Annotated in this window: 9 protein-coding genes; 2 read left to right on the plus strand and 7 right to left on the minus strand. The window is 38.6% G+C overall.

Annotation, left to right across the window (positions count from 1 at the left end; translation table 11 throughout):
* Nucleotides 1-121: 121 nt before the first annotated feature.
* Nucleotides 122-808: a YhcN/YlaJ family sporulation lipoprotein gene (locus ACTWPF_RS13595; RefSeq protein ID WP_443149430.1), complete on the minus strand. Its 687-nt coding sequence runs from the start codon at nt 806-808 to the stop codon at nt 122-124.
* A gap of 190 nt (nt 809-998) precedes the next feature.
* On the opposite strand from ACTWPF_RS13595, the gene ACTWPF_RS13600 reads away from it, so the two are divergent.
* On the plus strand, nt 999-1235 hold the full coding sequence (locus ACTWPF_RS13600; RefSeq protein ID WP_036574147.1) for a YhdB family protein: 237 nt from the start codon (nt 999-1001) through the stop codon (nt 1233-1235).
* Between the two features lie 89 nt (nt 1236-1324).
* On the opposite strand, the gene ACTWPF_RS13605 is transcribed toward ACTWPF_RS13600, so the two are convergent.
* The 6 genes from ACTWPF_RS13605 to ACTWPF_RS13630 form a co-directional block, all read right to left on the minus strand.
* Nucleotides 1325-2092 carry an anti-sigma-I factor RsgI family protein gene (locus ACTWPF_RS13605; RefSeq protein ID WP_106896227.1) on the minus strand — a complete coding sequence of 256 codons (768 nt, stop codon included), beginning with the start codon at nt 2090-2092 and terminating at the stop codon, nt 1325-1327.
* Nucleotides 2089-2820 (minus strand): RNA polymerase sigma factor SigI, encoded by a 732-nt coding sequence (gene sigI, locus ACTWPF_RS13610; protein WP_106896226.1) that lies wholly within the window; start codon nt 2818-2820, stop codon nt 2089-2091. Before sigI ends, ACTWPF_RS13605 begins: the two co-directional genes overlap by 4 nt.
* A 357-nt stretch (nt 2821-3177) precedes the next feature.
* Entirely contained in the window at nt 3178-3894 is a 717-nt protein-coding gene (locus ACTWPF_RS13615; protein WP_443149431.1) for a PRC-barrel domain-containing protein, read from the minus strand.
* Between the two features lie 66 nt (nt 3895-3960).
* Complete coding sequence (locus ACTWPF_RS13620; protein WP_238018635.1) at nt 3961-4776, minus strand: S1C family serine protease; 816 nt, start codon at nt 4774-4776, stop codon at nt 3961-3963.
* Between the two features lie 28 nt (nt 4777-4804).
* On the minus strand, nt 4805-6838 hold the full coding sequence (locus ACTWPF_RS13625) for an ABC transporter ATP-binding protein (RefSeq protein ID WP_443149432.1): 2034 nt from the start codon (nt 6836-6838) through the stop codon (nt 4805-4807).
* On the minus strand, nt 6838-8586 hold the full coding sequence (locus ACTWPF_RS13630; RefSeq protein ID WP_443149645.1) for an ABC transporter ATP-binding protein: 1749 nt from the start codon (nt 8584-8586) through the stop codon (nt 6838-6840). The genes ACTWPF_RS13625 and ACTWPF_RS13630 overlap by 1 nt, the downstream gene beginning before the upstream one ends.
* 1039 nt (nt 8587-9625) lie before the next feature.
* Between ACTWPF_RS13630 and ACTWPF_RS13635 the strand changes: the two genes are divergently transcribed.
* Nucleotides 9626-11128, plus strand: a complete 1503-nt coding sequence (locus ACTWPF_RS13635) for a spore germination protein (protein ID WP_443149433.1) — start codon at nt 9626-9628, stop codon at nt 11126-11128.
* The last annotated feature ends 4 nt before the right edge of the window (nt 11129-11132 follow it).

The raw sequence follows: 11132 nt of genomic DNA on the forward strand, positions 1-11132 counted from the left end.
TGCAATGTTCAAATAAAAATATCTAAAAAAACGTAGCAGCACACCATTTAACCATACAAAAACACCCCAAAAATTACTCAAACTTTTGGGGTGCGGTACCACGTGATGCTTCTTTTTATGTTTAGTTATTTTGCGGGAAGAGACGTTCTACCATATTACCAAATTGGTCAAAAAATCCTTCAATTGGCTCACCATTGTTCATATCATCAATATAACCATTGGTTAGATCTCTAAAATCTGGATTCGTTGATACGTAAACATTATCAATATCCTTGTCCACGGATTTTACAATCTCAGAAATCTTTTCTTTTACTTCGTCTGATACTTCACCGTTACCATTACCATTTCCTGCATTGGTATTATTATCGTAAGTATCCGTATTCTCTACGCCGGTATTATCGTCGTCATTTCCGCCAGTACCATTATTTCCAACGTTGTTAGTATCCGTATTGTTTCCATTTCCGTTACCATTTTGGTTTTTCACTTCTGCAGCAACGTAAGCATTATTTTCTGTCGTTAATACATAAACTTGATCAATTTCATCTATTTCACCTTTAATCTTATCAGCGGCTTCTTCTGAAACCTCATATTCCTGTTGGCCATCTCCAGCATTTCGATTCTGATCGCGTTCTGAGTCCCTCGCCATTTCATAGCTACGGTCCCCACTCATTCCCTCACCTGTATTATTGAATCTTGTTTGTTCTACATTGTTATCACCAGTAGCGTCTTCTTGGTTTCCATTAGAATCCCCACAACCAGCAAGCGCCACGGTAAGTACTGTAACTGCACTAATTAGTTTCCATTTCATCTGTTTACTACCTCCTTTTCATTTGGTGTTAGTATGTAACAGTTTCTCTTACTTATTCCCACGAATACCACAAAACTTTTAAGCTTTTATATAGAACCTTAATATGGCAACGACACCATTTTTGTTTCAGACAATATATATAAAATGCGGGGACAATAAATATAACCCTTACAATTAAGGAGGGGTATGAATGGATATTCCTGATTATGACAAAGCATTGTATTTCACACTGTGGGGCCAATGGGATGATTTGCTTGTTTTAATGGTACGTACCAAAGATGATATGCTTTCAAAGAAAATACAACTTTTTCTACACGCTTATCATTATTCCCTTGACCAAAGTAAAATCATGTCTTCCCACGATAATTTACTGTATTATGTAGACCATGCCATGAAATACGAACCAGTACCTATAATGGAAATATAACAAAAGGCTGCGATTCCTATTTAGCGGAATCGCAGCCCCTTTTTATTGGCTACTTATAAGACTTACCTAACCGGACCCTATTTCACCCTTCACTTTTCTTCTGAGAGACGGTTTTTTTCGAAATAAAAGGAATGAATAATAGCTTTCTGTTCGTCATTCAGATTCAAAGCACTTGTAGAGTTCTGAGAGGATTCCGCCCGGTTAATCATTTCAGCCAACTTTTCATTTGTTGGTTTACCCGCTTTCTCAGCAGATTTTCGTACATAATGCGGCACGTGAAATGCAGTAATACTCCAGCTATCATCTCGTTTTCGGGAAAAGGCATTTAAATTACGCAAAAGCCTATTTTCTCCATGATATTTATTAGGATAACTAACGCCTATAAGCATATCTTTCTTCTCCCCAACAAGACCCGATTTTTCACTTTGTTCCATAATTTTTTCAATAACAGTTTCCATCTTTCTATCCCTATATTGGGATAATTTCATACCTACCTGTTCTGCATCTTCGTTAAGATAGCGTATAGATTGAACATGGAATTTGTTATCTACTTCGAGTTCAAAGCTTCGTTTTATATCAATGCTTAAATAGGCTAACGTTTTATTATTTGCCAGTGCGAAATAAATTGGCAATACAAATAAGAGCAGCGCACAGACCAATACAATCAGTCGACCAGGGATTTGCCAAACCTTACGTAACAAGAAAATATAGCCTCTTCTTTCTGCTCGATATATTTCAAAAGGAATCTCATTTCCAATGTCTACATGTTTCACTGGCATTGCTTTATGAAAGGTACCATCTCTATCCATTACGATGGTATATGTATGCCGGTGTTCCATGACAATACCTTTTTTCACTGACCCACCCCCTTAAGATAGTCCTTCAGATACAAGTAATCTTCCGTCAGTACGATAAATACAGCAAGTATAAATTTACGGTTCCTCTCCAACGTTTTTTTGCTGACATCCACCTTTCGCACCAGTTGTTTGATAGGAAGCTTTTTCTTACTAAAAACGAACGCACGCAGTTCAGGATCTTCATACAAAGTCCTGGCTGTCTTAACAGCTGATTCACGTGCATCCCTATGTTTAGGCGAGACTTCTGTCAATTCGGCAAATGTAAGCTTATAAGCAGCTAGTTTTTCTTTATAGTCTGCGATCTCTTCTTTTCTATGCCAAGTGTCCTGTTCTTCTTGGTATTTTTCTTTCACCGCCGCGATTTCCAAGGGGTTGTCCATTTGCTCTGCATCAAACGTCTCATCAAGGGAGATTGGTGTAGGACGTTTTTTTATATAGCGAATATAATCGATAACCTTCCGTTTTATAACCAATTTAGCAAAGGATAAAAAAGAACTTCCTTTATCAGAAGAATAAGACATCATCGCCTCATTAAATGCTGAAAGGCCAATGCTAAATTCGTCATCTCTTTTGGGGTCAATATATCGCTTGCAGACTTCGGAAACACACTTTGCAATGAATGGTTGATACGTCTTTAAAAGATAGTTTTGTGTATGCATATCTCCCCTTTGAACAGAGGAAATCATTTCTTCTAGAGGTTTGCCTTTTAACGACTGCTCTTTTATCAACCTAGAACACCCCCAGGCATTACAAAATTCGATTTTTTTTGTTTCTTTTTGGGTGTAACCATAAAGTATTTCTTATGCACAGAAACTGTATATTTATATATTTCATTTATTTGAGTTCGGTAAGTTGTCATTTTTATTGTCACCAGCTTATTTTATAATAGAATTAAAATGTCAGTCTGATTAATCTTACCGTACCGTATACACTGTTGCTATCTCAAAACAATTACAATTTGTTTAAAATATAATTACCACCACGACCGCCAATGAATATATACCCACACCTATATACCTAGTCGCTTCCAAAATAAAAAAAAGACCCTCAGCAGTCGATGCTGAAAGGCCCGTGTGTTTACCTCTTTATAAACTTGTGAGTATCATGTCTTTTGAATTATATTTGGTAACATTTTTTGTTTCCGCTAATGTTCCCTTAATATAAATATCTCGTTCAAACCAATCAACAGACTCAATTTGATTTGTATGATAGACAAAGTATTGTTCCTTCGTATACGTTTCACTATCTTGTACGACTAGATAACGCAGCTTCCAATATTCTGAATCAAAGACCATATCTGCGACTGTACCTATTTTACCATCATCGGCATGCACTTTAAATTCTATCGTCTCGTCTTCACTACGCAGATTATAGTGACTCTGTGCTTCTAATTGCTGATCAAACACCTCTGGCTGTGGTTCTTCAGCAGGAGGAAATTGTGCCAATGGTCGATCATTAGATCCCCAAAGCATATTTCCTGTCCAGTATCTGCTCCAGCCGTAGTATCCAATTAAACTATCCTCTACATCTTTTGAAACTGCACTTTCTTCAGAGATGGAAGGACTGTTACGTACCTTCTCCTTATCATACTCTACCTCTAAGTGCTTATCATTTTCATTAAGTGTAATAAACGAAGATGGGGAGAGGAGTACACGGCGGCCCGGAAGCCATTTCCTCGTGTCTACAATTGCATAACGAATAGCCCATTTTTCATCGTCAAAATAAAGATCCTTTACTTTACCCATTACACCATCTGCTGCATGGATATTGTATGTTTTTAGTTCGGAAGTAAAAAATAACATGTAACTTCGCCTCCTTAAGACGTTTACAATATAAATACCCCCAAACAGTATGGATGAAACAAGAGGTTACATCTCATGATAATACGTAACAGGTATAAAGAGCCCTACCTTGCCTTCTGTCTCATGATCTAATGTCGCAAAAATTACCCCAATCACTTCGCCTTCTTCGTTAAAGACAGGACTACCACTGTTTCCCCGGTAAACAGGTGCCTTTATCATCACCACTTCACGTTCCCAGTCGCTTAGCCTGGTGTGACCCACAATAGATCCTTGATTCGCTATTCCATTAAATCGCAAAGGATTTCCAATAAATGTAATAGACGCATTTTCTTTAAAAATCGGGGCATTTGCTAGCTTAAGTGACGGAAGGTCCTCCGCCTCGACTTTTAATACCGCTAAGTCGATCGCAGGATTAGTTTCCACCACCTCTGCTTCAAACAATCCGTCATCCGGAAAAGCAACCGTTACGTGATCTTCTCCTTCTACCACATGATGGTTTGTCAAAATCGTACCTTCTTGGTTTATTGCAAAGCCAGTACCCTTACTATTCTCTGTTTCTACAACGACCACCGCTTGTTTATAGTTTCGTATGTCCTGATCGGTTGAAAGCTTTGTAGATGTGATGAGAAAATCAATTGCCGGGATAGAAAAGGTCTGGGGAATTAACGCGAACACATTGAAGGCTAAAGCTAGCGCAATCACCCAAAATACCCACTTTGGAAAAGGACGTTTTGGTTTATCATCTTCTTTGGCCTTCGTTCTCTCTAAAGCTTTTCTGCGTTCTTCTTCCACGAGCTCATAAAGTTCTTCGTCATCAAATTCCTCATATAAATCTTCATCTATAATGTCCGCTTTTTCTTGCTCTTCCCTATCTCTATCCATACCTCACCCCGTGTTTTAAGCGGTTTTCCTATCCTGCGGTTTCTTCAAGTATCCCTTGCTGCATTTGATACATTTGATAGTAGGCACCTTGTTGCTGTAGGAGACTATTATGGTTCCCCTGTTCCTTTATCGTACCGCGCTCTAATACAAATATAACATCTGCTTGCTGTATAGTCGAAAGTCTATGTGCGATAACAAGCGTTGTTCTTCCTTGCTTCAGCACTTCCAAGGCTTCCTGAATGACGTTTTCTGTCTCCGTATCAATATTCGCAGTTGCTTCATCCAAAATCAAGATGGCTGGATCAAACGCCAATGCTCTAGCAAATGATAATAGTTGTCTTTCACCAAGCGAAAAGGTGCCTCCTCCTTCTGTGACTTTTTCATCATAACGATTCGGCAGCTTTTCAATAAAGCGGTCGGCTCCCACTGCTTTTAAAGCATTTATGGCTGCTTCCCTGCTAATATGAGGATCGTTCATCGTCACATTAGAAAGGATAGTCCCAGTAAATAAGAATGGGTCCTGTAATACGATTCCCATATGACTTCTCACCTGTTGCCTTGACCACTCCTGTGTCGACTTCCCGTCAATCGTAATGGAGCCTTTCTGTGGATCATAAAAACGGAAAAGCAAATTCATAATAGAGCTTTTACCTGACCCTGTATGACCAACAAAGGCTGCTGTCTGCCCAGCCTTCACTGAAAAGGAGATATCGTTCAAAACGTAATCCTTCTCATTATAAGCAAATGATACGTGATCAAATAAAATATTTCCTTGATAGCGTGATATATTATCATCTATCACATTTTCACCAGGGTGGTCTAGCAATTCAAAAACTCTCCCACCAGCAACTCGTGCTTGTTCGATAAGCGGTAGCTGATTCACGATATCGGTCACTGGCTCAAATAATCTTGTTAGATAATCGACAATCGCATAGAGCATCCCAATGGATATGATACTTGTCGGGTCTAATGAAGCGGAACCAAAATACCAAATAAAAGCTACGAAAGCTAAATTGCGAAACACGGTAACAAGATTATAAGAGGTTAGCGCACTTAACTTAACTAGCTTACGTTGATAGGTAAAATGCCTATTATTAAGCACCTCAAATTCTTCTTTTGTCTTCTTTTCTCTACTAAACGCCTGAATAATCGGCATTCCTTGAATTGCTTCACTTATGTTCCCATTAATTTCGCTTATCGTGGAACGGATAACTTTATTATACTTGCTGCCAAAATGCTTATATAGCTTCATCCAACCAAATATAAGTGGAATAATGAAAAGACACATAAGAGCAAGCTTTGCATCGAGAATAAACAATGCGACAAATATTCCTGCCATATATATAATGCTTGTGAGGACAATAGACAGCACACGCTCATACAAGTCGCGAATAGCTTCTGTATCATTTGTGATCCTCGCTACTATTTTACCTGCTGGCTGATCAACAAAATAGTTAACAGGAATCCGCTGAGTATGGGCGAATAGATCGTTTCGCATCTTTCTAACAATTTGATTGGACGATTTCTGTAAAAGAAAGGTTTGATAAAATTGAAAGAAACCAGCAATAAATAGTAATGCGACATATAATCCAAGCAGCCACATGATTGGTCCCTGCTCCGGTTTAAAAAACGGATACACTTCAGTTAGCGATAATTTTTCACCTGTAAAGGTCTCTTCTCCAGAGCTTGTCGTTATCGTGATCGTTTCCCCATCGACAGTCCTTTTTCCTTCAAGTGGAATTTCTTCTGCAACAAAATAGTAAGTGGTACCAATTTGAAATATCGTTACGGGATTTCCAATTGTCTGGTCAGAGCCTTCCAACCTATCAACACGTTTGTAAAACTGGCCATTATAAGACGCTGTTTGCTTATCATTTTGCGATTCCACCTCTTGCCAGGTCCCTTCCACTCCAAGAATATGATCATCAATTACTCTCTTGGCTATTAAAGGACCAGCAAGTTCAAGCGATACGGCAATAATTAAGCAGATAAAACCAATGATAATACCTTTTTTATATTGTAATGCGTATTGAAACAGTCGTTTCTCTGTATTTTGTTTCATTATTCGTTCACCCCTGCCTTTGCAAGCTGCTGTTGGACATACTGCTGCTTATACCAGCCATCTGTTAACATAAGTTCTGCATGGGACCCTTGTTCCACGATTTCGCCATTATCAAGTACAATAATGTGGTCGGCATGTGTTACAGCAGACATACGATGTGCAGCTATAAAGGTCGTTTTATTTTTTCTTTCTCTACGTAAATGTTCAATAATATTTGCCTCTGTCTTACCATCGACCGCGGACATGGAATCATCCAATATGAGGATTTCCGGATCTTTAATAAAGGCTCGCGCTAATGCTACTCGTTGCTTTTGACCACCTGATAGCGTTACACCACTTTCTCCAACCTGTGTATCTAAACCATTTGGAAGTTGTTTCATGTCATTAAGGAAGTGTGCTAATTCCATCACACGGAAGATTTCGGTATCCGTTGCGTCCGATTTACCGAATTGGATATTCTCTCGGATAGATTTAGAAAACATCATTTGATCTTGTGGCACATAGCCGATCCAAGAACGAATTTGAGCAAGTGAAAGATCCTCTAAATCTACGTCTGCAACTTTTATGTTTCCTTGCATGCCAGGGTATTGCCTTAGGAGTAATTTGAAAAGCGTCGTTTTCCCTGCACCAGTTTTTCCGACAATCCCAATGGTATCGCCACGTTTTACGTTTAATGAAACATTGTTCAGTTGCTTTGTTTCTGTTCCTGGATAGGAAAACGTCACCCCTTCAAAAACAAGTGATTCCACTGCATCTACGGTTTTTGGTGTTGCCGGATCTGACACATCAGCCTTGTAGCCAGTTGTCTCATTCACTCTATCAAGCGATGCATTCCCCCGCTGTAGTATATTAATAAGCTCACCCACGGCAAACATCGGCCAAATTAACATTCCTAAATATACGTTAAAGGTCACGAGATCACCAAGCGTCATTTGATTATCAAAAACCAAAAAGGCACCATACCCAAGTCCAATTGTATAAGAAAGCCCTACAAGAATTTTCATGGTTGGCTCAAAAAGCGCATCAATCTTAGCAACCTCCATGTTTTTCACATAGACATCATCTGTCATGTTCTCAAATCGCTTTAAATCCTGTTTTTCCTGTACAAAAGCACGAATTACCCGTACTCCTCGAATTGACTCAAGAACATCATTATTCATTTCTCCAAACGCTTGCTGCGCTTTGGTAAAACGTGCATGGATGACAGCTCCATATTTATTCATAATCACTGCCATAATTGGCAGCGGAAGCAATGCGGCAAGTGTCAGCTTCCAGCTAATTGTAAATCCCATCATGGTTACAAGCATCAGCATGAAAACCGATGAATCCACTAATGTTAAAACACCAAATCCCGCTGTGAGACTAATGGCTTTTAAATCATTGGTACTTCTAGCCATAAGGTCACCTGTGCGGTATTTCCCAAAAAACGTTGGCGTCATCTTAGTAAAATGATCCATTAAGTTGCTTCTACTCCAGCGTTCTAGGATAACTGCTCCGCTAAATAGCGTATAATCCCATAAAAATGAAATGGCATAATGTATAATAATTAAAAGTAAATATCCAATTATTAATGCGGTTAAAAGTTGGGTTGTCATCGAATCGAATTGAATTTGATCAATTGTATACCCAGCTAATTTAGGCGGTATAAGACCTATTGCACTTGCTACAATGAGCGCTAAAATTGCAAATAAATAGCGTTTCCAATAATGTTTAAAAAACCAGTCTAATTTTTTAAAAACCTGAAACATTCCATCACCTTCTAATCTCTCTTTAATTTCTTTCTGATGTGTTCTTTCCAACAAAAGTTCCTCAACTCGTATTCCTAACCAATCTTTGTAATGACATCAAAAAAAGCATGCGCCTATGACGACACATGCTTACGATGGGATACGCAGTAACATACCTATCCCAAAAACAAAAAGGCCACAGACAGTTGTGACCTTTGATATCTACAAAGAAGTATGTAAAAAGTTAGAATACTTTTCCGCAAAATACGGTAGAGGTCACATATTTAGTTGGATTAAGTTGCGTTGTTTGAATGATGTTTTTCATCATCATGACCTCCTTTGGTTTATTTGTTCTCAATAATTATAGTATTAGGAAAATTTAAAGTCAATCCTTTTTTAAATTTTGGGTCAATTTCTTTTTAAACTGGACGTCCATTTTAGAAATCTCCTAAAAACACAGAGTTATAAATGGGTGCTCTCACGTTTAATACGAATTCCAAGATGGAGCATTCTTTCTAATTTAACGGAAGGAACCTTGGTCGAGCAAGATATCTCCTGCATCGAAGCTAGCGGGTGCTTTCTAATAAAACTCTGGACTCGATCACTCTCAGTAAGACAGGCAGGGCACATCATAAATGGACTGCTTTCCATTGGCTCTTTGCACAATCGACAATTACGGATTATTTCACTCAAATCCTCACCCCTCACTATTTCCTTAGCTTTTATGATACAAGAACCGACAAAAACAAACAATGTTTTCATTGGAATTTTCTAAAAAATGAGTCTTTAGACTACTAATCATTTGTTTCAAGTGAACTATAAGATAGTGCACATAGATAGTAGTTTTTCCTCACATACTATCTTCATAAAGTGCAACTTCAATCAGTGGGGGTTTTCATTCTTCCCCCACTGATTGTTAGTTGAACGAATCGGGGTATTAACATCCGTTTACTCCCACTAAAAACTAACGGTTTCTCTTCATTTCATGTTTTGAAGTGGGAGTCTTACGGACGGATGTACCGGGATAAATTATTAGCACTGGACGATTACGGGAGGAATTATGAAAAAAGCTAATAGAAAAGCCACCAATTCATTCTTTCCCATTAAGGTTGAAAAGTTAAAGCAGACTCTAGAAGACCAGTTTGAAAATAGTACTGATCTGAGCTTTTCCATCTTTGAACACTCAGGCCAAAAGCTTGCTGTTTTTTATCTTTCCTACCAAGTGAATTCAGAGAGAATAGAAAATATGCTGCTCAAAACTCTTCTGGACTCCCAAAAAGAGTGGACCGTTGAAACAATATTGAATGAAGTACCCTTGAACACAGGCCAGAAGATGGACAAGTTGGAAGAATTGTTGACGAATCTAATCAATGGGCATGTATTTGTTTATGTTGAAGGAGAAAAACAAGTAGTCTCCTATTTAATGCTAAACATTGAACAGAGATCTCTAACCAAAGCCGAAACAGAGTCTGTTGTTATTGGTCCACAGGTTGCTTTCACTGAATCTTTGGTTACGAACTTAAATATATTACGTTGGCGAATGCGCTCTCCAGATCTCGTTTTTGAAAAGATTATGTTAGGAAAAAGGACACCAAAGGAAGCAAGGCTTATTTATTTAAAGTCCGTTGCAAACGAAACAGACGTTAACACAATGCGACAGCGTCTTCAGGACCTTGAGGTTGATGAGGTAGAGGATGCGAATGTACTCATGCAATATGTAGAGGACTCCTCTCTCACGATATTTCCACAGTTCTATTCAACAGAGCTACCGGATCGTGCTTCCTATGCAATTAATAAGGGACGTATTGGCGTAATTGTGGAAAACAGCCCCGCGGCAATATTAGCACCCACAACATTTTTCAGTTTTTTTGAATCTACTGAGGATTTATATATGCGTTGGAATGCCGGATCATTCCTAAGAATTTTGCGCTTTATTTCTATGTTTATATCTGTTATGCTCACGCCCATGTATGTTGCATCTGTAACGTTTCATTATGAACTTATTCCCACACAGCTCCTTATCTCAATTGGACAATCTAGGGCAAATGTCCCTTTTCCACCTATATTTGAGGCACTGCTTCTTGAACTCTTAATAGAATTATTACGTGAAGCAGGTGCTAGGCTCCCAACGAAGGTGGGTCAAACCATTGGTATTGTGGGTGGTGTGGTCGTAGGAACTGCAGCCGTACAAGCAGGGATTACAAGTAATATTTTGATCATCTTTATTACGATTAGTGCGCTCGCTTCCTTTACCGCACCTAGTTATTTAATGGGGACTTCTATTCGGGTATTGCGATTCCCTATGATTATACTAGCCGGTATTTTAGGCATTATGGGAATTGTCTTTGGTATCAGCTTTCTAATCATTCATTTATTAAGATTGACTTCTCTCGGAAGACCTTATCTTACGCCAATTTATCCGTTCCGTATGGTGGATCTCAACAAAGTACTCATTCGATTTCCCCAACAATTTCAGGGTAAAAGATTTCTTTCTTTCCGACCTAAAGATAGGGTTCGATTTAATAAGAAAAAGGCACATGAGAAAAAAGATATTGACGAGTAGGTGA

It is taken from the genome of Oceanobacillus sp. M65 (assembly GCF_052246275.1).
Classification (GTDB): domain Bacteria; phylum Bacillota; class Bacilli; order Bacillales; family Amphibacillaceae; genus Oceanobacillus_B; species Oceanobacillus_B jordanicus.

Excerpts from the sequence above, each read along its gene's own strand:
- ACTWPF_RS13595 (WP_443149430.1), bottom strand. The coding sequence starts at position 808 with ATGAAATGGAAACTAATTAGTGCAGTTACAGTACTTACCGTGGCGCTT.
- ACTWPF_RS13600 (WP_036574147.1), top strand. The coding sequence starts at position 999 with ATGGATATTCCTGATTATGACAAAGCATTGTATTTCACACTGTGGGGC.
- ACTWPF_RS13615 (WP_443149431.1), bottom strand. The coding sequence starts at position 3,894 with ATGTTATTTTTTACTTCCGAACTAAAAACATACAATATCCATGCAGCA.
- ACTWPF_RS13620 (WP_238018635.1), bottom strand. The coding sequence starts at position 4,776 with ATGGATAGAGATAGGGAAGAGCAAGAAAAAGCGGACATTATAGATGAA.
- ACTWPF_RS13625 (WP_443149432.1), bottom strand. The coding sequence starts at position 6,838 with ATGAAACAAAATACAGAGAAACGACTGTTTCAATACGCATTACAATAT.
- ACTWPF_RS13630 (WP_443149645.1), bottom strand. The coding sequence starts at position 8,586 with ATGTTTCAGGTTTTTAAAAAATTAGACTGGTTTTTTAAACATTATTGG.
- ACTWPF_RS13635 (WP_443149433.1), top strand. The coding sequence starts at position 9,626 with ATGAAAAAAGCTAATAGAAAAGCCACCAATTCATTCTTTCCCATTAAG.